Genomic DNA, 25,274 nt, shown 5'->3' on the forward strand with positions numbered 1-25,274 from the left:
ATTCGGAGGCACTCTGGAAGGTGCCAGGGTGTACCCACGGGAAGTGGTCAAGATCGCCCTAGAGCAGACGGCCGCAGCCGTGATCCTGGTCCACTATGATCCGTCTGAGGACCCCGAGCCCAGTCAAACCGATCGCGCACTAACCGCAACCCTAAAAAATGCCCTCAACATGATTGGCACCCAATTATTGGATCATGTCGTCGTAGGCTATGAAGGCGGCGTATCGCTAGCAGAACGGGGGCTTCTGTAGGGGCGCTTTGCCCTTGGCATGTGCTAGGCAAGCCGATCCTGCAGATGGCAACCGATACGTCCGGGGCCGGAACCAACATCACCTCAACTCCAGGAGGTTCCCATGGTATCGATACGCCTCCTGATCGCACTTCTCATCTTCATCGGCGTACTGGTAAGCGCTTCCGCAGTAGTGCTGGCGGTGATCCTGATGCTGCGATTTCCGCCGATCTTGGTCGCAGTAGGTCTTGCATGCCTGTTCTTTCACTGGGTACTCAAACGCTTCCCAACAATCGGATAAACAACATAAGGCAGACAGGAGGCTAAAGTGCCTCCTGTCTGCCTGAATGCTATTTTCTTTTTTTGGTCTGGGTTGCTGAAAGCTTAGACCCTGGTCGAAATCAGCAGGTCGGCCCCTGCATCCTTCTTCAGCAACTCATACACCACCGTCAGGAACACATCCCGCGTCGCCTCGTCGCTCAGCAGCGTGGCTGCTCATGGCACCGGCAATCACTTGGATGGCTTTCGTCGGTAGGTCGACCTTCATGGCCTGATCCATGGTGTTGTTCTGCAACTGGGCCATAACCACACTGTCGCTGCGCAGCTTTTCTGGTACATGCACGGCAAAGGCCACCTGGTCGGTGTCGGTGATGTCCTTATCCGCCAGCATGTATAGCTGGCGAAACTTCACTGTCCCGTCGATTCCCTTTACCGGGTATACAAATGCCCGGTGAATTCCGGAACAGTAATATCGTTGTTTGAACCAATCAACAGATTTTCTCGGACATTGACGCTTTACCCACCTAAAGATCTGCCAGAAGATAATATTGTCTAGCTCGTGAATGAACATGGTTGAGCCCTTCTTTCGCGACATCACGGTGTATCTGCGCGAGGACAGTCTCAGCTCGGTTTGCTAATTGGAGAGTTCGATTACTACATTCCTGGCGCTGCGAAATGCACCGCCGACTCACTATGTCTGGAATGCAAAGAACGAAGATATTTTGAATAAGATACAGCGAGCCCGTGAGGCGATAACCTAACAGGCAGGTGGGTAAATTATTTTGAAAAACAACACACTAGCCACAAGGACTTTTGTGTGTTGCCGAAAAAGGGAACTTTCTCAACTTTAAAACGAACTCGTCATATTTGGAAACTATCCACCAGTTGTTTTAGTCGACCCGACTGCTGCTCTAGGTCATCACATGCATGTAGTGTGGCATGGAGGTTTTCCACGCCCACTCGGTTGAGAGTGTTGAGCTCGGCGATATCCATGTTCAGTGAATCGATCACAGATGTTTGCTCCTCAGTGGCTGTAGCAACCGATTGGTTCATGCCGTCAATCTCACTGATACGCTGGGTGATGCTGCTAAGACGATCACCCGCCTGGTTGGCGATTGTTACGCTGTCCTCACTGTAGCGCTGGCTCTCCGTCATGTTGTCGACTGCCTTGCGAGCACCGACCTGCAGTTCCTCAATCATTGTCTGGATTTCCTGGGCTGACATCTGGGTGCGGTGCGCCAGACTGCGTACTTCATCCGCCACTACGGCGAAACCGCGACCGGCTTCCCCTGCTCGTGCTGCCTCAATAGCGGCATTCAAGGCCAGTAGGTTGGTCTGCTCAGAGATAGACTTGATTACCTCGAGAATCTGACTGACGTTCACCGTCTTACCGTTCAGTGTTTCGACGTTGCTGCAGGACGCGCGAATCTTCTCAGATAGTTCGCTCATTGCTGTGATGGCCTGGTTGACCACCAGGCGCCCGCTGTCAGCCTGATGGCGTGCGTCGGAGGCCTGCTGGGAAGCATCACCGGCATTGCGCGCGATCTCCTGGGCGGTAGCCCCCAGTTGGTTGATTGCCGCGGCGACGCTGTTGGTACGGTTGGCCTGGTCGTCAGAGTTGACCATGGATGCGCTGGAAGATCTCATCACTCGCTTTGCCACTTCATTGACCTGATGGGTATCAGAAGACACCTCATGGATAGTGTTATGGATACGTTCGACGAAACGGTTGAAGTCTTCGGCCAGTTCCCCAAACTCGTCCCGTGAGTGGACAATTAAGCGTCGGGTCAGGTCGCCTTCTCCGAGGGCGATGTCCTGCATGGCTTTGCCCATGATCCGCAGCGGCTGCATCAGCATTCGGATCAGCATGCCCAGCAACAAAAGGGTGATTAGCACGGTAATCAAGGTGGCGACAATAACCGATGCACGAAACTCACTCAGTGCCATGTAAGCTTTTTCCTTGTTGATGGACAGGCCGATGTACCATTTCACCGAAGGGAGGCCTGTGACTGGAGTAAACGTCAGAATGCGGGTCGAACCGGCTTGTTCGGTTTCGCTGAAACGGGTACTGATTGTTGGTGTATTTTGTGGATAGATATCGCTTAGGCTCTTCATTACCAGGTCCTTGTCCGGGTGGGCCAGGATCGTGCCATCGGCGCTAACAAGAAAGGCATAACCGATACCGCCCAGCTCCAGTGAGCTGACCATTTTCGCGAGGTTGTCTAGGGTCAGATCACCGCCGACTACTCCGCGGGATTGGTTACCCGGGTTAACAGGGGTGGCGATGGTTACCATCAATTGGTGGGTTGAGGCATCAAAATATGGCTCTGTCAGTGTGGTGCCGCCGGAGGCCATCGCATCTTTGTACCAGGGGCGTGTACGCGGGTCGTAGCCGGCCGGCAGCTCGTCCTTTGGGCGCATGGCGAAACTGCCGTCGGCACTACCTAGATAGGTAGAGGTAAAAGTTGATAATACCCCCCTCTGCTCTAGCAGACTCAACACGCTGCCAGGGGCATCGTTGTTGGCGATTGTCTGAGCAATGTTATCGACCAGAAGAATACGTCCTGACAGCCAGGACTGGACGTTGCTTGCGGTAATCTTGCTCATCTCTTCAAGATGGCTTTCTAGATTAGTGCGGATAGCTTTGCGCTGTAAATAATCATTGTATAACGCGAACAATGAGAAGGCTGAAATCAACACGAGCGAGGTAAAAAACAATACTTTGTGGCTGAACTTTAGGTGCGCCGTCACGGATTATTATCCGATCATTCAGAATAGAATTATTTTTTATTAAGTCAAATATTAATTGCGGAGCTTTATTTTTATTTATGAATATTATTTATGCTTTTTTTAAACGATATGTAGCAAATTTCGTATCATTGCAATGAGATGCCCCCTATCTCGACTACTTACATCCGCATGTCAAGTGAAGACTCACTCACGGCTGAGAGTTAAGTTCTCGGCAGGAACTCTAAGGGTGCGAGTCCGTCGATTTGGATTTTTCAATTTATACAGATAAGTGTAACAAGTTAGTTCGATAACGAAGCGCGAATACTCGGCGACCAAAGTGCTGACCCAGCTCGGAGGCGAACTCGTAGCGCTGCAGAATATGACAGCCGGTGTCCGGCAGGCTTTTCGCCTCGGGGATCATCCCGGCTTCTACCGCAGGAGTCAGTCGCAGGCCGGCATGGGGCATGCTGATCAGCAACAGCACCCGACCTTGTTTGAAGTTCCGAATCTTATCCAAAGCCATTCTCCTAAATCGTGACGCCGTGACGTACGACGCACTTTTCCAGGTCGCCGCCCAGCCAATACGCCAGGTCTGCCGGACGATCGATCTGCCAGGCAACGAAACTCGCCACCTTGCCGACTTCCAGCGAGCCATGGGTTGTGTCCATGCCCAGCGCGGTGGCCGCATGAATGGTCACACCAGCCAAAGCTTCTTCCGGGGTCATACGGAAACAGGTGCAGGCCATGTTCAGCATCAGCCGCACCGACAGCGCTGGCGAGGTGCCGGGGTTGAGGTCGCTGGCGACGGCGATTTTCACCCCGTGTTTGCGTAAAGCCTCCATCGGTGGCAACTGAGTTTCGCGCAGGAAGTAGAACGCCCCCGGCAACAGTGCCGGACTTGGCTATAGCGATCGCGTCGTCTTCGGTCATGAACTCCAGATGGTCGGCCGACAAGGTGTGATATCGCGCCGCCAGACTCGAGCCGTGCAGAGATGACAGCTGCTTGGCGTGCAGTTTCACTGGCAAGCCGAGGTTCTGCGCAGCGATGAACACCCGCTCGACCTGCGCAGGCGAAAACGCCAGGTACTCGCAAAACGCATCTACCGCGTCCACCAGCCCTTCAGCAGCAAGCGCCGGAAGCATTTCGCTGCAGATGTGATTAATGTAGTCATCGACACGATCCGTATATTCCGGTGGCAAGGCGTGCGCCGCCAGGCAGGTGCTACGCACGCTGACCGGCAACTCGGCGCCGAGACGGCGGATCACCCGCAGGATCTTGCGTTCACTGGCTAAATCCAGACCATAGCCGGACTTGATCTCGACGCTGGTGACGCCGTCGCGCAGCAAGCTTTTCAAGGGCTTGTACGCGCTGGCGAACAACTCCTCCTCGCTGGCAGCCCGGGTCGCCCGCACGGTACTGGCAATGCCACCACCGGCCGCAGCGATTTCGGCATAGCTAAAGCCTTGCAGACGCTGCTCGAACTCGCCGCTGCGATTGCCACCAAACACCGTGTGGGTGTGGCTGTCGATCAGGCCCGGTGTGACCCAGGCTCCGGCGAGGTCATGCACCTCGGAGTATTCGCCTGCCGGCAGCTCACTGAGCGGCCCGATCCACTCTATGTGCGCTCCTGACATCACGATGGCGGCATTCTCGATGATCGAGTACTTACCCTGCGCCATGCTTGCGACGTGGCAGTATTGCCAAAGAGTTTTCATCCGAGACCTTCGTTAGGTTATGGACGGGACAAAGAAAGATCGCGGGACACCTGTGCCATCTGTCCTGACGCAGGTTTCACCCACACTACATAGGCGACTGCGAGTAGAGCAATCCAGATTACGCCGACGATTAATGCTGGCTGTGTATCCGAGAAGTATCCCAGTACACCAAAGATAAACAGCATGAAGGTAATGGCTGCTAGCGGGGCATAAGGCCAGAACGGAACCGGGAATTGCAACTGGGCTACTTGTTCGCGAGTCATGGAGCGACGCATGGCCACCTGGGTGACCAGAATCATCAACCAAACCCAGACCGTAGCGAAGGTGGCAATCGAGGCGATCACTAGGAACACGTTTTCCGGGATCAGGTAGTTCAATGCCACGCCACCGAGCAAGGCGGCGCTCATGACTAGCACGGTCATCCATGGCACGCCATGACGAGATAGTTTACCAAATACTTTTGGTGCATGACCTTGATGGGCCAGACCATACATCATCCGGCCAGCTCCGAATATCTCGCTATTGATCGCTGAGACTGCTGCTGAAATCACCACGATATTGAGGATAGTTGCCGCCGACCTGATGCCCAGGTTGTCGAAAATCTGCACGAACGGACTGCCCTGACTACCGATCTGCGGCCAAGGGAAAATCGCCATCAATACAAACAGGGTCAGTACATAAAATAGCAGTATCCGTGTTGGCACCGCGTTGATCGCCTTCGGCAACACCCGTTGCGGGTCTTTGGCTTCACCAGCGGTCACACCGATGATTTCGATACCGCCGAATGCAAACATCACCACCGCAAACGAGGCGATCAGGCCACTGATACCGTTAGGCATGAAACCGCCATGGATCCAGAGATTGCTGATGCCAATGTCCGTCGAGGGGCTCGCACTGTACATACCAAACAGAATGATGCCGAATCCACCAAGGATCATCGCGATGATGGCCCCGACTTTGAGCAACGACAACCAGAATTCCATTTCACCGAAAACTTTCACCGCGCACAGGTTCAGCCCGCCAATCAGGCACACAATGCCGAGTACCCAGATCCACCGTGCGACCTCCGGAAACCAAAAGCCCATATAGATACCGAACGCGGTGACGTCGGCCAAACCGACGATGATTGTTCCAAAAGCGTAAGTCCAGCCGAGGATAAAACCGGCCATCGGCCCTAGATAAGTACTGGCATACTGCCCGAACGAACCAGCCACTGGGTTGCATACTGACATTTCACCAAGTGCGCGCATCACTATAAACACCGCCGCACCACCAATCAGGTACGCCAGCAGTACCGCGGGGCCTGCCATCTGGATGGCCGAGGCAGAACCGTAAAACAGTCCGGTGCCGATAGCCGACCCCAGTGCCATGAAGCGAATATGTCGAGCAGATAGCCCGCGTTTCAAACTTTTTTCTGACTGCTGCACTTCTCGGCCCTAATTATTTTTGTCTGAGAACATCGATGAAGAACGAACGGGAGAGCCATGATCGTTCCTACGCTCGCGCGTAGGAACGATCATTGTCATTACAGGCTCGGCAACAACTTCGCCGGCACCAGGATATTCAGGCAGCGCGAAGCCAACAGTTCGCTCGCCGCATGGATGTCTGGCGCAAAGAAACGGTCTTTCTCGTAGTACGGCACTTTGCGGCGCAGGGTGCTGCGAGCTTGCTCCAGTTTCGGCGAGCTCTTCAGACCGTCGCGCAGATCCAGGCCCTGGCATGCAGCCAGCCATTCAATGGCGAGAATGCCGCGAGTGTTTTCAGCCATTTCCCACAGACGTTTACCGGCGGCAGGGGCCATGGAAACATGGTCTTCCTGGTTGGCGGAAGTTGGCAGGCTGTCCACCGAGTGCGGGTGAGCCAGTGCCTTGTTCTCGCTGGCCAGTGCAGCCGCAGTCACCTGGGCGATCATGAAGCCGGAGTTCACGCCACCGTTGGCCACCAGGAACGGCGGCAGTTGTGACATGTGCTTGTCCATCATCAGCGAGATGCGGCGTTCGCTCAGGGAACCAATTTCAGCGATGGCCAGAGCCATGTTGTCAGCAGCCATGGCCACCGGTTCAGCGTGAAAGTTGCCGCCGGAGATCACATCGCCTTCAGCCGCGAACACCAACGGGTTATCCGACACCGCGTTGGCCTCGATCACCAGCACTTCAGCAGCCTGACGGAACTGAGTCAGGCAGGCGCCCATGACTTGTGGCTGGCAGCGCAGGGAGTACGGGTCCTGGACTTTTTCGCAGTTTTTGTGCGAATCGGACACTTGGCTGCTCTCACCCAACAGGTCGCGGTAAGCGGCAGCGGCGTCAATCTGGCCCTTTTGGCCGCGAGCTGCGTGAATCCGCGCGTCGAACGGCGAGCGCGAGCCCAGTACCGCTTCTACGGTCAGGCCGCCACAGGCCAAGGCACCGGCGAACAGGTCTTCACCTTCGAACAGACCGCGCAAGGCGTAAGCCGTAGACACCTGAGTGCCGTTGAGCAAAGCCAGACCTTCTTTAGCAGCCAGAGTCAGCGGCTTGAGACCGGCGACTTTCAGCGCCTCGCTCGCTTCCAGCCACTCACCTTTGTAACGCGCCTTGCCTTCACCCAACAGCACCAGCGACATGTGGGCCAGAGGGGCCAGGTCGCCGGAAGCACCGACCGAACCTTTCAACGGAATGTGCGGGTAAACCTCGGCGTTGATCAGTGTGATCAAAGCGTCGATCACCAGACGACGAATGCCGGAGAAACCACGGCCCAAGCTGTTAACCTTGAGCACCATGACCAGGCGCACCAGCGCATCGCTGATCGGTTCGCCGACGCCAGCGGCGTGGGACAGCACCAGGGAGCGCTGGAGGTTTTCCAGGTCTTCACTGGCGATACGGGTCGAGGCCAGCAGACCAAAACCGGTGTTGATACCGTAAGCGGTGCGGTTCTCCGCAAGGATCTGCTCGACGCAGGCAACGCTAGCTTCGATCTGGACCGAAGCGCCGTCGTCAAGGCTGATTTTGACCGGTTGTTGATAGACATCACGCAGTTGGGCAAGGCTCAGTTGGCCGGGAATCAGATTAAGCGCAGTCACATTCATGCTCCTTTCGAAAGTTCTTTCATTCACTAACCAGACGCTCCGGATGATTCCGTTGTCCGTCGCTGCCCGCATTTGCGGGGTGGCGCCTTGGCACGCTGGCTTTTGTTGAAATCAGTGGTGGTTAGTTACAGCGTATTACAGCAATGCGTGGCTGTGGGCCGCCGATCCGTGGCAGCCCTTTTTGGTCAACCGGTAATCATCGGCAGGTTCAAACCTTGCTCCTTGGCACAGTCGATCGCGATCTGGTAACCCGCATCGGCGTGACGCATGACACCGGTAGCCGGGTCGTTGTGCAGGACGCGAGCGATACGCTCGGCCGCTTCGTCAGTACCGTCGCAGACAATCACCATGCCCGAGTGCTGAGAGAAGCCCATGCCGACGCCGCCGCCGTGGTGCAGGGAAACCCAGGTCGCGCCGCTCGCGGTGTTGAGCAGAGCGTTGAGCAGTGGCCAATCGGACACGGCATCGGAACCGTCCTGCATCGACTCGGTTTCGCGGTTCGGGCTGGCCACCGAACCGGAGTCCAGGTGGTCGCGACCGATGACGATTGGCGCGGACAATTCACCGCTGCGCACCATTTCGTTGAACGCCAGGCCCAGCTTGGCGCGCAGACCCAGGCCAACCCAGCAGATACGCGCCGGCAGACCCTGGAAGCTGATGCGTTCGCGCGCCATGTCCAGCCAGTTGTGCAGGTGGGCGTCGTCCGGGATCAGCTCTTTGACTTTGGCGTCGGTCTTGTAGATGTCTTCAGCGTTGCCCGACAGTGCAGCCCAACGGAACGGGCCGATGCCACGGCAGAACAATGGACGGATGTAAGCCGGCACGAAGCCTGGGAAATCGAACGCGTTTTCCACGCCCTCTTCCTGAGCCATCTGACGGATGTTGTTGCCGTAGTCGAACGTCGGGATGCCCATTTTCTGGAATTCGAGCATCGCTTTGACGTGCACAGCCATCGATTGCTTGGCGGCTTTAACCACGGCAGCAGGCTCGGTCTTGGCGCGAGCGCGGTACTCTTCCCAGGTCCAGCCAGCCGGCAGGTAACCGTTCAGCGGGTCGTGGGCGCTGGTCTGGTCGGTGACCATGTCCGGGCGCACGCCGCGCTTGACCAGTTCCGGCAGGATTTCAGCCGCGTTGCCCAGCAGCGCGATGGAAATCGCCTTGCCTTCTTTAGTGTATTTGGCGATGCGGGCCAGTGCGTCGTCGAGGTCGGTAGCCTGCTCATCGACATAACGGCTGTTCAGGCGGAAGTCGATGCTGACCTGCTGGCATTCGATGTTCAGCGAGCAAGCGCCGGCCAGGGTTGCAGCCAGTGGTTGAGCGCCGCCCATGCCGCCCAGGCCTGCGGTCAGGACCCAACGACCTTTCAGGTCATCGTTGTAGTGCTGGCGACCGGCTTCGACGAAGGTTTCGTAGGTGCCCTGGACGATGCCCTGGCTGCCGATGTAGATCCAGCTGCCGGCGGTCATCTGGCCGTACATGGCCAGGCCTTTGGCGTCCAGTTCGTTGAAGTGTTCCCAGCTCGCCCAGTGTGGCACCAGGTTGGAGTTGGCGATCAGTACGCGCGGGGCGTTGGTGTGGGTCTTGAACACGCCGACCGGTTTGCCGGATTGCACCAGCAGGGTCTCGTCATCGTTCAGGTTGGTCAGGCTCTCGACGATCTTGTCGTAGCATTCCCAATTACGCGCTGCACGACCGATACCACCGTAAACCACCAGTTCTTTAGGGTTCTCGGCAACTTCCGGGTCGAGGTTGTTCATCAACATGCGCAGCGGCGCTTCGGTCAGCCAGCTCTTGGCTGTCAGCGTGTTGCCGCGGGCAGCACGGATTTCAACGTCACGGTATTTCGTTGGTTTCTGGGTATTGTCAGTCACGAAAAGAACTCCTCAGCAATCAATCCAAACCAACCCAGGCAGTGGGCGAGCAAGCCAATGGGCATCAGTGCACACCGGCGAATCAGTGGACGATGGTTGAGTCCTCGTGACTCATACGCATACGTCTTTACTTGTACATACATGCATATGCAAATAAACGGCCAACTCTCTAGGCGCGAGGCCAGGAGCGCTTAGAGAGCTGCTGAAAACCACGAATAACAAGCTGTTAGCTAGAAAAGAGGCTGTATTGGAGTTTTTTTAGACGCGCCAGCTGTTACCTGCTTGAGCTTTTTTTCTGTTGTATTGGGTTTTTTGGTAACAAGCATCTATGTGACAGGAACATCAATCGTAAGCCTCCAGCCCAGCCACCTTTACGCGGCGGCTGTTCTCAACGGCAGCAGCTCATCCAGCCGGCTATCCGGTCAGATCGGCAACTTCTCCAACGTATATTTCAACCACGCACTCGGCTCGATACCGTTCAATTTGGCTGTCGCCAGCAAACTATGGATCGCCGCCGCCCGACGAACCGCGCGCTCTGACCCAAAGACGAGACGGCCAGTACGCAGGTCTACAGTCTGGTCGAGACCGCCAAGGTCAACGGCCAGGAGCCCTATACGTGGCTGCGCCACGAACTGGAGAGGCTGCCACATGCGCAGTCGGTAGCGGATTACGAAGCGCTTTTGCCGTGGAACTGCTCGCCGGAGATTCCACGGTAAACGAGGCGGTAGTCTGGCGGTAGATGTGGTTCATGGATCGGATACGCTCTATCAATTGATCGGTGTCGATTTGACGCAATTCCATGGCATCGGCCTCTTCTTGGTCCTGCGACTGGTCGCCGAGTGCGGCACGAATCTGAGTCGATGGCGCACTTGTAATCATTTCACTTCGCGGCTCACTCTCGCGCCCAGCTGTCGAATCAGTGGAGGCAAGGCGCTTTCGGCTCATACCCGGAAGATCAAAAATCGACTAACCGCCCACCCGCGGTTAGTAGCCGTGACGGTCGAAAGAACTAGCACCACATTGGGTGCGTTCTATCGGCGGCTCGCAGCTCGAATAGGCAAAGCGAAGGCGATTACAACCACCGCCCGAAAGATTGCGATCCTGTTTTACAACGCCATGCGCTTCGGCATGGACTGTCAAAACCCAGGAGCTGATCAGTACGAACAAAAATATTGAGAACGAATGGTAAAAGGTCTACATCGACCCGTTGCCAAACTTGACTTCACTTTTCACCGGATGATGGTGTTTCTTAGGAAGGCCAGCACGCTCTTGATGTCGGAAGAGCGCGAGCGCACGTGCTGATTGATCAGTTACACCGGAGTACAGAAACGGCCGGCGCACCGGATTCGATCCGCTGTCTGGAAAGTCGCAGGCCAGAGCAGTCCTTACACCCGACGGAAAAAACAGTCTGTTTTACAAGGCCACTAGAGCGAGTACTGAAAAGCACAGACTCGCGCCAATATCGAACACGCATCCTGGGTAATCAAGCGGCAGTTCAGCTACTCAGCTACGTCAAATTGAGCTTCCGCGGGCCGGGAACGAACATCGCGCAGTTGGTGACTGCTGTTCGCACCCCCGAACCGATGGAAGGTCCTCCGACGTTTACTGACGAATACACAGGAGAGGTGCTCCTGTAATGCAAAAAAGGCTACCTCGAGCTACTCGCAGCAGCTAAAAGCACAAAGATGAGCGGCTGGAGTGATCGTTTTTTGATCGGATCGCTGTTTTTTGAATCGATACTGCACTTCGTCATCGACTATTCTTTTTGAGTCCATGAATGGGTCAGCAGTTGCTCATTTATTGCCATTTGGTCCCGCCCACGCGCCAATAGCCAGCGATGAAAATCGCGGCAGTGAGCCTTGTCGAAAGCATCTTTGGCACCCACCAAGAAATACGGCGAGGGTAATGGAAGCCCCCGCGCAAACGGCATGATCAAACGCCCGTCCGCCAGCGCATCGGCAATCATCGAACATTGCGCCAATACCACCCCCTGCCCCGAAACCGCCGCCTGGATGGCCATCGATGACAATGAGTAGACCCGATATCCATTAAGTAGCTGCGAGCAGTCCACCTGTTGTGCGTTGAGCCAGTCGCGCCATGAGGGCGGAGAGGCGAATTTCGGCAACCAGTCAATCGACAACAACGGATAAGCCAGCAAATCCGCCGGGCAGCGCAGCGGTGCGTCAGCGCGCAATAGCTGTGGGCTACAGACCGGAACCACGCAGTCGCGAAACAGCTCGACGGAGCTGTCTGTCGACACATGATCACCGTAGGTGATCCGAAAATCGAATTCGTAGCCATCTGGGGTGGGCTCCGCATGACTGCCATCCAGAAACAAATTGAGCTCCGGGTGATCGCTCTGCCAGGTGTAAATCAGCGGTGCCAGCCATTCCGACAACAACGATGGCAAGGCACTGATGCGTAAGTTGCTGGAGTTCTTCGAGCGCTCGACTTCGACCTGGGCGATGCGCAGACTTTCGAACGCCGCCGCGCAACTGTCGTGGTAGCGCTGCCCGGCGGCGGTCAGGCGGATGCGTTTGCCGACCTTGAAGGTCAAGCTCAAGCCCAAGCTATCTTCCAGCAGTTTCATTTGCTGGCTGACCGCACCTGCCGAGATGCCCAAGCGCCTAGCCGCCTCGACAATGCCACCAAAACGCCCGACGGCTTCAAAAACCTGCAGAGCACGCAGAGAAGGCAAGTTGTCCATTAGCAACTCCAGAAAGGAACTGGCGACTTAATACTTTAGCTTAGCTATACAAAGCAACAGCTTTTAACATCTTTTCAAACATCTAGAGTCTCGTATTCTGGCCTTGTGCACTCCGCTACGCCTGATGCGCAGCTCATCTCATCGACAAAGGAAAAAAACAATGAAAAAATTTGTCCTCGCCACGGTACTTGCATTCGCTTCTACCTACGCCCTCGCCAAGGACTTGAGCGTCATTCGATTTGGTGTAGACCCGACCTTCGCTCCCTTCGAGTCAAAAAATCCGGATGGCCAACTGGTCGGCTTCGACATCGACTTAGGCAATGCCATTTGCGCCCAACTCAAGGTCAAGTGCGTGTGGTACGAAACCGCGTTTGATAGCATTATTCCGGCACTCCGGGCGAAGAAATTCGATGCGGTCCTTTCGGCCATGACCGTCAACGAAAAGCGCAAGGAGAATGTCGCGTTCACGGACCGGCTCTACAACTCACCCAATCGCCTGATCGCGAAAAAAGACAGCGGCCTGCTGCCCACCGTCGAGTCGCTCAAGGGCAAGCGTGTCGGCATTGCCCAAGGCACCACCCAGGAAGCTTATGCCCAGGCCGTCTGGGCACCACAAGGGGTCATCCTGGTGTCTTATACGAATCAGGACGTGTTGTACCCGGACCTGATCAGTGGCCGTATTGATGCCACTCTGACGGATGCAGCCGTAGCCGATATCGGCTTTTTGCAGACTTCTAATGGCACCGGCTTCGCCTTCGCCGGCGATGCTGTTACGGACAAAAAATTGCTCGGCGAAGGGATCGCGATCGGCCTGCGCAAGGACGACCCGGAGTTGACTAAGGCGATCAATGGCGCGCTGGCAGAAATGCACAAGAACGGCACCTACGACGCGATTCAGAAGAAGTACTTCACCTTCGATATCTATAACTGAAACCCGCTGCCTGACCGGCTCCGATCATCTGTGCATTGGTGATCAGGAGCCTGGTCGTGCCGCAAGGTTATCCCCCGAACACCCAAGCCCCCTGAAAGGTCTACGGACCGCCATTGCCAAAGGAGAGACAGAACATGCTTTTACAGGGCTATGGTTCGCTCATTCTCGACGGTACGTTTGCGACCATCAAGCTGGCACTACTTTCGATGTTGCTGGCCGTTGTGCTTGGCCTGATCGGTGCATCGGCCAAGCTTTCCAAGCAGCGGCTGTTGCGTCATCTGGCAGCCGGCTATACCACACTGATCCGCAGCGTCCCTGATCTACTCATCATGCTGCTGTTGTTTTTCAGCCTGCAGATCTGGCTAAACAATCTCACCGAATGGCTGCAAGTCGAGCAAATCGATATCAACCCTCTGGCTGCCGGGGTGTTCACCCTTGGCTTCATCTATGGTGCCTATTTCACCGAGACCTTCCGCGGCGCGTTTCAGTCGGTGCCGGCCGGTCAACTCGAGGCGGCCATCGCCTATGGCATGAGCCCCCGACAAGTGTTTGTGCGGGTGCTGTTCCCACAAATGATGCGCTTTGCGCTGCCGGGTATCGGCAACAACTGGCAGGTGCTGATCAAGGCCACCGCGCTGGTGTCGATCATCGGCCTGATCGACATCGTCAAGGTTACTCAGGATGCCGGCAAGCATTCGATGCGATTGTTCTTCTTCAGCATCGTCGGCGCACTGATCTATCTGGCAATTACCACCCTGTCCAATGGCGTCCTGATATGGCTGGAGCGCCGCTACGCCGTCGGCGTCAGAGGAGCGCAGCTATGAACTCAATCGTGCAGGAATATTGGCGGGCCTATCTCTGGTTCGATGGCTATCAGCTGTCCGGCGTGGCCATGACCTTGTGGCTGCTGGTCGCCTCCATCGCCATCGGCGGTGTGCTTTCGGTGCCGATGGCGGTAGCCCGGGTCTCGAGCAACCCATTGATCCGCGGCCCGGTCTGGTTCTACACCTATGTATTCCGGGGTACCCCTCTGTATATCCAGCTGCTGATTCTCTATACCGGGATCTACAGCCTGGAAATGGTCCGCAGCCAGCCAGTGCTGGATGCCTTCTTTCGCCAAGGGATCAACTGCACGCTGTTGGCCTTCGCGCTCAACACGTGCGCCTACACCACGGAGGTCTTTGCCGGAGCGATCCGAGCGACGCCTTACGGCGAAATCGAAGCCGGACGCGCCTACGGCATGTCCAAATTGACCTTGTATATGCGGATCATTCTGCCCTCGGCACTGCGGCGCTCACTGCCGTACTACAGCAATGAAGTGATCCTGATGCTGCACTCAACCACTCTCGCCTTCACCGCCACGGTACCTGATCTGCTCAAGGTCGCCCGCGATGTGAACTCGGCGACCTATTCCTCATTCGAGGCCTTTGGCATCGCCGCAGTGTTGTATGCCTTGATGGTGTTTGCCCTGATCTGGCTGTTTCGGCGCTGCGAAATGCGCTGGTTAGCCTACCTCAAGCCACAGACTCATTGACTGGCCGTATTTAGAGAGCATCGAATATGTACAAACTAAGCGTAGATGAACTGCACAAGAGCTACGGCGCCCATCAAGTCCTCAAGGGCGTGTCACTCAACGCCAAGGTCGGCGATGTCATCAGTATCATCGGCTCCAGCGGATCGGGCAAAAGTACCTTTCTTCGCTGCATCAACTTTCTGGAACAACCCTGTGCCGGGCGCATTACCGTGAACAACGAGGAAATCCGCACAAAAAAAGATATCAACGGCGCCTTGCAGGTGGCTGACCCACGCCAACTGCAAAAAATACGCACCAAACTATCGATGGTGTTCCAGCATTTCAACCTATGGCAACACATGACGGTTCTGGAAAATATCATCGAAGCACCCGTTCACGTCCTCGGGATCAAGCGTAAGGAAGCCGAGCAGCGAGCGCGCAAGTACCTGGCCAAGGTAGGTTTGGAGCCGAGTGTGGAAAGCAAATACCCATCCCACCTCTCCGGTGGCCAGCAGCAGCGTGTGGCGATTGCCCGGGCACTGGCGATGGAGCCGGAAGTGATGCTGTTCGACGAGCCGACCTCGGCACTCGACCCGGAGCTGGTTGGCGAAGTGTTGAGGGTAATGCAGGCCCTGGCCGAGGAAGGCCGGACCATGGTCGTGGTGACCCACGAGATGGGTTTTGCGCGCAACGTCTCCAACCACGTCATGTTCTTGCATCAAGGCCGCGTTGAAGAACAAGGCCACCCCAGCGAGGTGTTGGTCAACCCGCAAAGCGAGCGTTTGACGCAGTTCCTCTCCGGCCGTTTGAAGTAATTCGGCGCACGCCCCTACCTTGGCACCGGGCGACGGTGCCTGCTGATCAAAATGAGTCAATCATGAACCCAGGCTTTCCAGCGCACCCCAGCTTTGCCAATCAACGTGAACGGTTTCTGGCTGCGGCCAGAGCCGCAGGCGCCAGCCTGAGCGAGCACCCTCACCCCTTGCGCGGGCCTTTTGGAGAGCATCTAAGTACCGACGTTGCTTGGCTCGGTGATCCACAGGCCAAGCGAGTGTTGGTTACCCTCAGCGGCACCCACGGGGTTGAGGGTTTCTATGGCTCGGACTGCCAGATCCAATGGCTGCAAACTTTCACCGAGAGAACCCTGCCCGCCGACGTCGCGGTACTGATGATTCACCTGATCAATCCATGGGGTACGGCCTGGATGCGCCGCGTCAACGAAGACAACATCGACCTCAATCGCAACTATCTGGATTTCACTCAAGCATTGCCGGACAATCAGGGCTACGAGGCCCTGCATGAGATCTATACTTGCCCCCAGCTGAAGGGAGCGAAGCGCGAACGCGCCGATGCTCGGCTCAACGAGCGCATGCACGCAGAGGGCTGGTCGTTCGTGATGTCGATTGTCGAGGCTGGCCAGTACCGCCATCCCAACGGTCTGTTCTACGGTGGCCTGGCGCCCGCCTGGTCAAACAAGACTTTACGCAGCCTCCTGCAAAAACACCTGGCACACACTCAGATCGCCATGTGCTTTGACCTGCACACCGGCGCCGGGGACTACGGTCACCCGATGCTGATGAGCATCGCCCAGTCGGCTTACCCGGCGCTGAACACTGCCCAGGCGCTATACGGTCCGTGGCTCTACACCCTGCTCACCGGTGCCGATAGCCAGAGTTCTACCGGGGTGGCAGCGACAGCCACTGGCTATACCTCGCAGGCCCTGCTCGATGCGCTACCACAGGTGCACTTAATGCCGTTCGTGATCGAATGCGGCACTTATCCCGGGGAGCAAATTCATACTGTTTTGCGCAACGATCAGTGGCTGCACCTGCACGGAGACCTGACCGACTCGCTGGCCAGGCAAATTAAGTTGGAGTTGCTCGAACAATTTTATCCGGCTGACCGTGACTGGCGGGAGCTGGTCTGGCTGCGCACTCGGCAAATCTGGGAGCGAGCCCTGGCGGCATTGCCTCAGATTAAGCTTTCACCCCGCCTGTAACCACGCCTGCACATCGCAGTCGCTGATTACGATTAAACCATCCCCTATATCAAGGCTGCCCTGCGCGGCCTTAAATGCCTTTACGTGGCACCATTCAGCGTGAAGTGCGATGTATGCCCAAAGCCATTACTTTAGATTACCTAAACAAAAAGACAGATAAAGACATCTATTCTTACCTAATAAGAACCTCGTATTCTGGGCTCGTCATTAGCCATCGTTCTTCTGCAAAGAGCGAACAAGAAAATATAAGGAGAGATCTCATGTTTTTGCGAAACGCGTGGTATGTCGCCGCCAGCGAAGCCGAACTGGGCGAAGATCTGTACCCCGTTACTCTGCTCAGTGAATCGGTGGTGCTCTACCGCAAGAGCGACGGCACCCCGGTAGCCCTCGAAGATGCCTGTCCGCACCGCAAGCTTCCCTTATCTCTGGGTCGTCGCCAGGGCGATAACCTGGAGTGTGGTTACCATGGCCTGACCTTCGACTGCTCCGGCAGCTGTGTCCGTGCCCCCGGAAGCCAGCGCATTCCACAAGGTGCCAAGGTACGCAGCTATCCCCTTGCCGTACGCTACGGGTTTATCTGGATCTGGATGGGCGATGTCGATCTGGCGGACGAAGCAAAAATCTGCCATGTGCCGGAATGGAACGATCCTGCATGGGGACTCAATCGTGGCGACAGCATGGTCATCCCTTGTAACTATCTGTACATGACCGACAACCTGCTCGACCCCTCTCATGTGGCGTGGGTGCATCAGTCCTCCTTTGGTAACGCGGCTTGTGCTGAAGAACCGCTACAAACCACAGTAACCGAGGCCGGCGTGATCGTTTCGCGCTGGATGCACGATGTCGAAGTGGCGCCCTTCTATGCCAAATTCGTCAAATTCAGCGGTAACTGCGATCGCAAACAGCACTATGAGGTGCACTACCCTGCACAGGCCATTATCAAGGCGCTGTTCACACCGGCAGGTACTGGGTCCGATGAGGGGGAGCTGCACGAGCAGGTATTCCTGATGAACTCCTATAACTTCATGACCCCCATCGACGAAGCAAACACTCGCTACTACTGGTTCCAAGTACGAAATTTCGACCAGCAAAATGAAGAGATCTCACGCCAGTTCGACGAGGACGTGCGTCATGCTTTCGCCGAAGATCGGATCGTTCTCAGTGCCGTGCACCTAGGTATGACGAACAAGCAGACACCCAACATTGATCTAGCCACTGACTCTGGCCCATTGCGCTTTCGTCGTCACCTCGCCAAGTTGATTGCCGAAGAACAGTCTGGCCGCTTGATTCCACTGACCCAACAACACTCGGAAAAAAAGACGGAGGCATGAGATGGGCACCCAAGCGCAAACACAGCTCACCCCGCAAGGTTTCAAAGCCTATCGGGTGATCGAGAAAAATCCCGAAAGCGCCGTGATCACCTCCTTCGTTCTGACGGCAGCCGATGGTGTTTCCAGCATGCCTTTTCGCCCGGGGCAGTTCCTGATTGTCCGTCTTTCCTTGGATGACGGTGTGACTGTGCTGCGCAACTACAGCTTTAGTGCAGATCCCCGCGATCCATCGCGCCTGCGTATTTCGGTGAAGCGCGAGCCCGCACCGTTCGATAAGCCCGAGCTGCCGCCAGGACAAGGCTCCAATTACCTGCACGATCACGTGCAGGTCGGCGATCAGTTGGAGATCGCCGGACCGGCCGGAACCTTCACTCTGGACGAAGACAGCTCAAGGCCAGTGGTGCTCTTTAGTGGTGGTGTGGGCCTGACCCCGATGCTGAGCATGCTCCATCAGCTGAGCCGTTACTCGACGCGTCCGGTGTACTTCATCCATGCCTGCGAAAGCGGCGCCGTGCATGCTTTCCGTGACGAGGTGCTGACACTGGCCAGCTGTCGTCCTGGGATCAAGGCGCACTTCTGCTACCGCAACCCGGACTCGGAGGATCAGGCCAACCAGGTCTTTCACAGCCAGGGGCTGGTCAGTCGAGAAACCCTACAAGAGCTGCTGCCGATGGACGACTATGAAGTCTACCTGTGCGGTCCGCGGCCTTTTATGCAGGCGAACTGGCGTCTGCTGCGCAACCTCGGAATCGCCTCCGAGCGCATTCATTACGAGTTCTTCGGCCCGGCGACCATCCTCGAAGAGGACGAAATTACTGCCGCAGCGCCACTCCCTGTACCTGCGCCCGTACCGCCTGCCGCATCAGCGATGGCCGACACGAGCGAAAGCACCTTGAGTGTGCACTTTTTGCCATCCGGAACCCGGGTCCAATGGAATCAGAACTATCACTCACTGCTCGAACTCGCCGAACAGGCCGGGCTGACGCCACCCTTCAATTGCCGGGCCGGTCTATGCAACAGCTGTCAGGTCAGCTTGCGTGAAGGGGCTGTCGAGTATTTCGAAGAACCGCTGGATGCCCCTACAAACGGCAACATCCTGCTCTGCTGTACGCGCCCGACCAGCGCCGTGACAGTGGACTTGCGTCAGTGACAAACCCAATTACGATTAACACCGCCCACCGTCTTCGTTGCGTTCAGGAATAACAATAATGATCAAATCGCGAGCTGCCGTAGCCTTTGCTGCCAACCAGCCCCTGCAAATTGTCGAAGTCGATGTGGCGCCGCCGCAGGCTGGCGAGGTGCTGGTACGCATCACAGCCACGGGCGTCTGCCATACCGATGCCTTCACCCTGTCCGGCGCCGACCCGGAAGGTATCTTTCCGGTCATCCTCGGTCACGAGGGAGGTGGCATAGTCGAAGCGGTTGGCCCGGGCGTCACCTCATTGGCGGTGGGAGATCACGTGATCCCGCTCTACACCCCGGAATGTGGCGAGTGCAAATTCTGCAAGTCCGGCAAGACCAACCTCTGCCAGAAAATCCGTGCCACTCAGGGCAAAGGCCTGATGCCTGACGGCACCAGTCGCTTCTCTTACAAGGGCCAACCCATCTTCCACTACATGGGCACCTCGACATTCTCCGAGTACACCGTGCTACCGGAAATTTCTCTGGCCAAGATTCCAAAGGAGGCACCGCTGGAAAAGGTCTGCCTGCTCGGTTGCGGTGTTACTACCGGCATAGGCGCGGTGCTCAACACTGCCAAGGTGGAAGAAGGCGCCAGTGTGGCCATCTTCGGCCTTGGCGGCATCGGCCTGGCCGCCATCATCGGCGCCACAATGGCCAAGGCCGGCCGGATCATTGCAATCGACATCAATCCGGCCAAGTTCGAGATAGCCAGACAGCTGGGTGCCACCGACTTCATCAACCCCAAAGATTTCGATAAGCCAATTCAGGACGTAATAGTCGAGCTGACAGAGGGTGGCGTGGACTACTCCTTTGAGTGCATTGGCAACGTCAATCTGATGCGCGCGGCCCTGGAGTGCTGCCATAAGGGTTGGGGCGAGTCGGTGATTATCGGTGTCGCCGGTGCTGGCCAGGAAATTAACACCCGTCCATTCCAACTGGTCACCGGCCGAGTATGGCGCGGCTCGGCCTTTGGCGGCGTGAAAGGTCGCAGCGAGCTACCCAGCTATGTAGAGAAAGCGCAAAAAGGCGAAATCCCACTGGACACTTTTATCACCCACACCATGGGGCTGGAGGATATCAACAAGGCCTTCGACCTGATGCACGAAGGCAAGAGCATCCGTACCGTCATTCACTTCGATCGCTGAGTCAGCAGACCCAACGTTAGTTGTCAGGGTGCAAACCATCCTGATGCAACAAGAGCAACACCCACTTCATAAACAACCAAGAGAACCCAAGATGAGCGTATTCACTCACGTCACAGTTGGTACCAACGACCTGCACAAAGCCCGCGATTTTTACGACAACGTACTGGGTAAGCTGGGCCACAAGCGCATTGCCGATCTGGACGACAATGGTTCAATCTGGGGCGAGAACGCACCTTCTTTCTTCGTCCTGAAACCGGCCAACGGCGAAGCCGCCACCGTCGGTAACGGGGTCACCGTCAGCTTCGAGGCCCCGAACCGCGCCGCAATCGACGCATTCCACGCCGCTGCACTGGCTGCAGGTGGCGTCTGCGCAGGCGCCCCTGGCACGCGCGACTGGGCACCAAATGCTTATGCTGCCTACGCCCGTGACTTGGACGGTAACAAGCTGGCCGCGTACTGCTTCAAAGCGGCCTAAGCGATAACGCGAGGTCAGCCTCGGCTGGCTTCGCTGATTTTATTTAAAAATCACCAATTAACTCCAAACATTCTTAAATAAACTCCCGGGACTCTCTGAAGTAGGCATCGATTTTTGAGGTCCTCACTGCTTGAGGCTAAAAAACATATATCGGCCGAAAAACAGACCTTCCCTGCCCTTAATTCATGGTTCTTTCCTTTAATCGCGCTGTTTTAGAGCAATTAGCCCGCATTACAGGCGTACCTCACCCATGCTCATCAACGATTTTCGCACCATCCACAGATTCGCCAACGCGAACAACGTGGTCTGCTGCGCGATGTTCTTCGACAAGCCACGAAAACGCACTTTCGTATAGCCAAACTGGCGCTTGATCACCCGAAATGGGTGCTCAACCTTGGCCCGTACCTGCGCTTTCGCGTGTGCGATCTTGCGGCGTAGGCGGCCGATCAAACTCGTTTCCGCCTGCTTTTTATAGCTGCTGGGCCGGGCGGCAATCGACCAGATCATCTTGCGATTCTGATGCTCAAGACGCTTGTCCACGCCGGTGCAACCCGCATCGCCGCAGATGTAAGTTTCCTCGCCGTGTAATAACTGATCGACCTGCGTCATGTCCGCCACATTCGCCGCAGTCCCCACCAGGCCATGTACCAAGCCTGATTAGGCGTCGAAGCCGACGTGCACTTTCATCCCGAAGAAATACATATTTCCTTTCTTCTTCTGATGCATTTCGGGAACGCGTCTGCCGTCCTTGTTCTTGGTCGAACTCGGCGCGTGAATGATCGTCGCATCGACCACCGAGCCCTGACGCAACAGCAGGCCACGATCACCCAGATAGCTATTGAGGATCTGAAAAATTCCGCCGCCAACTCATGTCTTTCCAACAAACGACGGAAATTGAGGACCGTGGTTTCATCGGGAATCCTATCCAGATTCAACCCAGAGAACTCGCGCAGAATCGTCGTTTCATACAGGAACTCTTCCATCGCCGGATCGCTTTAGCCGAACCAGTTCTGCATTAGATGAACCCGCAACATGGCCATCAAAGGATACGCCGGACGGCCCCCTTCGCCCTTTGGATAATGCGGTTCGATCAAAGCAAGCAAGCCCTTCCACGGCTCTACCTGACCCATCTCGATCAGGAAGCGCTCGCGGCGGGTCTGCTTACGTTTGCCAGCATATTCGGTCTCGTCAGCAGATTCTATCAGGGCGAGTAGGCTTGTCGGCCTGCACAAACAGGCCGGATATAAGACTGCTCCTACCTATACGTCAGCACGACTACCCCATTGAGCTTCGGGAGGCGTCCATATAAGTTTCCCTAAGAGCCCACAGGCCACCGAGGCCGACATCCTGCGGATGGCTCAACATCTGGGGCGATGAGTCGTTTGTCGAAAGGACGAGCCTTGACTGAAAAGCCAGAGGCACACGTTGCATGAGTCCTCTGACGATGTGTCGCTTAGATATCCAGGCAGATTTTGCCGAAATGCTGATTGGTTTCCTGATACTTGAACGCTTCGACAATCTGGCTCAACGGAAAATGACGATCAATAATGGGGCGCATGCCATTAGCATTGATGGCACGGATCATGTCTTGCTGTTGGCTGCGGCTACCCACCAATACACCCTGCAGACGCACTTGCTTGATCAGTGCCGGTACAAAATTCATTGCACCGCTTACGCCACTCAATATCCCGATGACGGAGATGTGACCAGCGACCCGAATTGCAATCATCGATTGCTCAAGTGTCGCAGGGCCGCCGACTTCGATGATGTGGTCAACACCACGACCACCCGTTAGAGCGCGTGCAGTTTCGCCCCAGTTAAGGTCTTTGCGGTAATTGATCACATGATCAGCGCCTAGCGCTTTCAGACGTTCAAGTTTTTCGTCGCTTGAAGAGGTAGCAATGACGGTAGCACCGGCCATTTTAGCGAACTGCAGGGCAAAAATTGAAACGCCACCAGTGCCTTGGACGAGCACGGTGTCGCCCGGCTTGAGTGAGTCATCGGCCATCAGCGCGCGCCATGCAGTAAGGCCGGCGGTGGTAAGCGTCGACGCTTCAGCATGGCTGTAGCCAGTAGGTGCGAGGGTGAACGATGTGGCTTTGGCCGTCACTTGTTCACGAGCGTAGCCGTCAATGCCATCCCCTGGCACGCTAACAAAGCCTTCAACCAGTGGCGCACCGTCGATCCACTCCGGGAAGAAGGTGCTGACGACCGAGTCACCCACCTTGAATTCAGTGACATCTGGGCCGACGGCAATGACTTCACCTGCACCATCGGCCATGGGAATGCGTTTTTCGCTAGGGCCCCACATACCGCTGACCACTGCGAAATCGTGGTAGTTGAGCGAGTTGGCGTGAAGGCGTACGGTGATTTCGCCACGCGCTGCGGCTGGGATTTCGCTGCTGCCAACCACAACCTTTTCATAGCCGCCACCGGGTAGGACGAAGATAGTCTTGCTGCTCATAGGAGGATCCTTATGTTTTCTAATTACGCGAAATAACGAAATGAATATTTAAAAATTACAATTCGATGATCAACCTGGCCGCAAAGTCATCAATTGCCTGCTCATTGCGCCGGTAGTAAGTCCACTTTCCGATGCGGGTGGTTAGCACGAAGCCTGCACGCTGCAAGATAGCTAAGTGTGCAGACGCGGTAGAAGGTGAAAGCCCGGCCTTGTGCTGCAAATGGGTCACGCACACCCCAATCGCAGGATCGCCATGATCCTGAGGTGGAAAATTACTGAGCGGGTCTTTGAGCCACTCCATCATTTGCATGCGAGTGTCATTGCCCAGGGCTTTGAGCTGTTCGAGGATCATGGTCGTAAATGTTACGCTTTCTTACGAAATGATCAACAATTAATCTATTAACTGTGAGGGTGTCCCAGACTCTGGGTAAATAAGTTTTCTGTTAAACCGACAACACTACTGATGGGCACCTTGGTCTGCAGCGCTGGCTCACTCAACTTCTACTGCAACCAAACACACGACAGCGATTGCCGTACACCTTGGTCGCAGCCTTGCAGAGGTAGCTCACTCGAAGGAAGTACCGGTCCATCACCACTGGATCATTCCGAGTGAGGTGGTACTCAGCGTTGACAGGGATATGCACCAAACCATTGGTATCATCGATAGGCATTCTCAACGCACTGGCCCATGCAGCATGAATGCGGCCGTATGTATTCTCTCGTGCTGAGTCAAAGTATCCCACCGTGTTGAACGCATCCCGGTTAAGCAATAGGACGAAGTGGTAATGCGGTCTACCCTCTCGCCCGACCTCCCGGACCCAGCACCAGCGGACGTCTGTCTGATGAGCAGTACCGTTCAACCGCCTGGAGCGCTCTCGTGCCGATTGGATTCTGAAGGTCAACGAATCGACAAATCTGGAAATGACAGTGTTATCTGATGCAGGGACAGAGTCGTCATCTGGGAAATGTAGGTCGAACCGTACCGCGAACACCTGGCGGTGAGCTCTCAGCGCTAACTGAGTGGTCTCATGAATGCCTTCGAGGTATTCAGTAATGAAGGGAGCGTGACGCGTCAGCACGGACAGTCCACGGAAGGTGCTCTCGTAGTGCAGGTGAAGATTGCTGTTGTCAGGGTGACGTTTGGGTTGGTGTGTCATGGGAATGATCCGCTGAGTAGGTACATCAACTCAGTGGATTCTGTAATTTTTTACTGTTCGATCTGCCGGTGCAGCAGACCTCAGCAACTGCTGCTAGGCGCTTGTTCAGTCTCTGGCTGAGCTCATCCCTCAAGAAGGGATGAGCCTGATGGGATGACTGGATAGGGCCTATTGGTTGATGACGGCTATGAGACATGCAAGTTCCATCAAGACGAGAACCATGTCTAATGTATGGGTATATAAATAATACTAATACCGAAACCCACCACCCCACTCCTGCAAGGGAGTGGAGCGGCAAACTGCCAGAGAGCTCGGCAAGAATAGGACGGCAGCAGTGATTCTGATGCTCTGGAAATAAACTACAGATTGGAGCCGCACGATCAGCAGGAGTGCCGGCCGCAGACTTGGTGGTAGAGGATGACTTCGACCTTAACGCCAACACCTATGCTCTACATCACGAACGGTTAAAATAGGCTGTCGTC

At 55.8% G+C, this 25,274-nt stretch carries 20 protein-coding genes and 6 pseudogenes; 14 read left to right on the forward strand and 12 right to left on the reverse strand.

All coding sequences use genetic code 11. The features are described 5' to 3' along the window. Both QMX91_RS13055 and QMX91_RS13060 read left to right on the forward strand, forming a co-directional pair. Positions 1-250: JAB domain-containing protein (locus tag QMX91_RS13055; RefSeq protein WP_282412825.1), on the forward strand; the 250-nt coding region annotated here is incomplete at its 5' end. Between the two features lie 102 nt (positions 251-352). Continuing rightward, positions 353-529 carry a hypothetical protein gene (locus QMX91_RS13060; protein WP_282412826.1) on the forward strand — a complete coding sequence of 59 codons (177 nt, stop codon included), beginning with the start codon at positions 353-355 and terminating at the stop codon, positions 527-529. 135 nt (positions 530-664) lie between these two features. Here QMX91_RS13060 and QMX91_RS13065 read toward each other — a convergent pair whose 3' ends face one another. Continuing rightward, on the reverse strand, positions 665-1,078 hold the full coding sequence (locus QMX91_RS13065) for a hypothetical protein (protein ID WP_282412849.1): 414 nt from the start codon (positions 1,076-1,078) through the stop codon (positions 665-667). On the opposite strand from QMX91_RS13065, the pseudogene QMX91_RS13070 reads away from it, so the two are divergent. Beyond that, a pseudogene (locus QMX91_RS13070) lies at positions 1,059-1,268 on the forward strand (IS630 family transposase); the annotation flags it as partial. The gene QMX91_RS13065 and the pseudogene QMX91_RS13070 sit on opposite strands and share 20 nt — an antisense overlap. A 100-nt stretch (positions 1,269-1,368) precedes the next feature. Here QMX91_RS13070 and QMX91_RS13075 read toward each other — a convergent pair. From QMX91_RS13075 to QMX91_RS13105, 7 genes and pseudogenes are all read right to left on the reverse strand, one after another. Then, positions 1,369-3,258, reverse strand: a complete 1,890-nt coding sequence (locus QMX91_RS13075) for a methyl-accepting chemotaxis protein (protein WP_282412827.1) — start codon at positions 3,256-3,258, stop codon at positions 1,369-1,371. 279 nt (positions 3,259-3,537) lie between these two features. Then, positions 3,538-3,754 (reverse strand): annotated as a pseudogene (locus QMX91_RS13080) (N-formylglutamate amidohydrolase); the annotation flags it as partial. 10 nt (positions 3,755-3,764) lie between these two features. Next, positions 3,765-4,953: pseudogene (gene hutI / locus QMX91_RS13085) on the reverse strand (imidazolonepropionase). A 17-nt stretch (positions 4,954-4,970) separates the two neighbouring features. Next, on the reverse strand, positions 4,971-6,323 hold the full coding sequence (locus tag QMX91_RS13090; RefSeq protein ID WP_282412847.1) for an amino acid permease: 1,353 nt from the start codon (positions 6,321-6,323) through the stop codon (positions 4,971-4,973). A 155-nt stretch (positions 6,324-6,478) separates the two neighbouring features. Beyond that, positions 6,479-8,017, reverse strand: coding sequence for a histidine ammonia-lyase (gene hutH / locus QMX91_RS13095; RefSeq protein ID WP_282412828.1), 1,539 nt, complete (start codon positions 8,015-8,017; stop codon positions 6,479-6,481). 185 nt (positions 8,018-8,202) lie between these two features. After that, complete coding sequence (gene hutU / locus QMX91_RS13100) at positions 8,203-9,888, reverse strand: urocanate hydratase (protein ID WP_282412829.1); 1,686 nt, start codon at positions 9,886-9,888, stop codon at positions 8,203-8,205. A 422-nt stretch (positions 9,889-10,310) separates the two neighbouring features. Beyond that, a pseudogene (locus QMX91_RS13105) lies at positions 10,311-10,430 on the reverse strand (transposase domain-containing protein); the annotation flags it as partial. A gap of 9 nt (positions 10,431-10,439) precedes the next feature. Here QMX91_RS13105 and QMX91_RS13110 point away from each other — a divergent pair. Beyond that, positions 10,440-10,604 (forward strand): annotated as a pseudogene (locus QMX91_RS13110) (transposase domain-containing protein); the annotation flags it as partial. Between the two features lie 25 nt (positions 10,605-10,629). Continuing rightward, positions 10,630-11,064, forward strand: a complete 435-nt coding sequence (locus QMX91_RS13115) for a transposase (RefSeq protein WP_282412830.1) — start codon at positions 10,630-10,632, stop codon at positions 11,062-11,064. 580 nt (positions 11,065-11,644) lie between these two features. Here the strand turns inward: QMX91_RS13115 and QMX91_RS13120 are convergent. Beyond that, positions 11,645-12,595, reverse strand: coding sequence for a LysR substrate-binding domain-containing protein (locus tag QMX91_RS13120; protein ID WP_282412831.1), 951 nt, complete (start codon positions 12,593-12,595; stop codon positions 11,645-11,647). 160 nt (positions 12,596-12,755) lie between these two features. Here QMX91_RS13120 and QMX91_RS13125 point away from each other — a divergent pair, with 160 nt between their 5' ends. The 9 genes from QMX91_RS13125 to QMX91_RS13165 all read left to right on the forward strand — a co-directional run bounded on the left by QMX91_RS13125 (position 12,756) and on the right by QMX91_RS13165 (position 21,171). Beyond that, positions 12,756-13,526: an ABC transporter substrate-binding protein gene (locus QMX91_RS13125; protein ID WP_282412832.1), complete on the forward strand. Its 771-nt coding sequence runs from the start codon at positions 12,756-12,758 to the stop codon at positions 13,524-13,526. A gap of 134 nt (positions 13,527-13,660) precedes the next feature. After that, positions 13,661-14,350 carry a histidine ABC transporter permease HisQ gene (gene hisQ / locus QMX91_RS13130; protein WP_282412833.1) on the forward strand — a complete coding sequence of 230 codons (690 nt, stop codon included), beginning with the start codon at positions 13,661-13,663 and terminating at the stop codon, positions 14,348-14,350. Next, on the forward strand, positions 14,347-15,060 hold the full coding sequence (locus QMX91_RS13135) for an ABC transporter permease (protein WP_282412834.1): 714 nt from the start codon (positions 14,347-14,349) through the stop codon (positions 15,058-15,060). The genes hisQ and QMX91_RS13135 overlap by 4 nt, the downstream gene beginning before the upstream one ends. Positions 15,061-15,086: 26 nt before the next feature. Continuing rightward, a complete protein-coding gene (locus tag QMX91_RS13140) occupies positions 15,087-15,854 on the forward strand; it encodes an ATP-binding cassette domain-containing protein (protein WP_282412835.1) in 768 nt (255 codons plus the stop codon). A gap of 62 nt (positions 15,855-15,916) precedes the next feature. After that, the gene (locus QMX91_RS13145; RefSeq protein ID WP_282412836.1) at positions 15,917-17,038 is read left to right on the forward strand and encodes a DUF2817 domain-containing protein; all 1,122 of its coding nucleotides are present in this window, start codon (positions 15,917-15,919) and stop codon (positions 17,036-17,038) included. Positions 17,039-17,298: 260 nt separating this feature from the next. Continuing rightward, positions 17,299-18,369 carry an aromatic ring-hydroxylating dioxygenase subunit alpha gene (locus QMX91_RS13150; protein WP_282412837.1) on the forward strand — a complete coding sequence of 357 codons (1,071 nt, stop codon included), beginning with the start codon at positions 17,299-17,301 and terminating at the stop codon, positions 18,367-18,369. Position 18,370: 1 nt separating this feature from the next. After that, positions 18,371-19,519, forward strand: coding sequence for an FAD-binding oxidoreductase (locus QMX91_RS13155; protein WP_282412838.1), 1,149 nt, complete (start codon positions 18,371-18,373; stop codon positions 19,517-19,519). A gap of 58 nt (positions 19,520-19,577) precedes the next feature. After that, positions 19,578-20,696, forward strand: coding sequence for an S-(hydroxymethyl)glutathione dehydrogenase/class III alcohol dehydrogenase (locus QMX91_RS13160; RefSeq protein ID WP_282412839.1), 1,119 nt, complete (start codon positions 19,578-19,580; stop codon positions 20,694-20,696). 91 nt (positions 20,697-20,787) lie between these two features. After that, the gene (locus QMX91_RS13165; RefSeq protein ID WP_282412840.1) at positions 20,788-21,171 is read left to right on the forward strand and encodes a VOC family protein; all 384 of its coding nucleotides are present in this window, start codon (positions 20,788-20,790) and stop codon (positions 21,169-21,171) included. Positions 21,172-21,402: 231 nt separating this feature from the next. Here QMX91_RS13165 and QMX91_RS13170 read toward each other — a convergent pair. The 3 genes and pseudogenes from QMX91_RS13170 to QMX91_RS13180 all read right to left on the reverse strand — a co-directional run bounded on the left by QMX91_RS13170 (position 21,403) and on the right by QMX91_RS13180 (position 23,987). After that, a pseudogene (locus QMX91_RS13170) lies at positions 21,403-22,376 on the reverse strand (IS5 family transposase). A gap of 248 nt (positions 22,377-22,624) precedes the next feature. Then, positions 22,625-23,635 carry an NAD(P)-dependent alcohol dehydrogenase gene (locus QMX91_RS13175; protein WP_282412841.1) on the reverse strand — a complete coding sequence of 337 codons (1,011 nt, stop codon included), beginning with the start codon at positions 23,633-23,635 and terminating at the stop codon, positions 22,625-22,627. A gap of 55 nt (positions 23,636-23,690) precedes the next feature. Beyond that, positions 23,691-23,987: a winged helix-turn-helix domain-containing protein gene (locus QMX91_RS13180; protein WP_072405141.1), complete on the reverse strand. Its 297-nt coding sequence runs from the start codon at positions 23,985-23,987 to the stop codon at positions 23,691-23,693. Positions 23,988-25,274: the final 1,287 nt, after the last annotated feature.

This window comes from Pseudomonas sp. PS01299 (assembly GCF_029960145.1).
Taxonomy (GTDB): Bacteria; Pseudomonadota; Gammaproteobacteria; order Pseudomonadales; family Pseudomonadaceae; genus Aquipseudomonas; species Aquipseudomonas putida_A.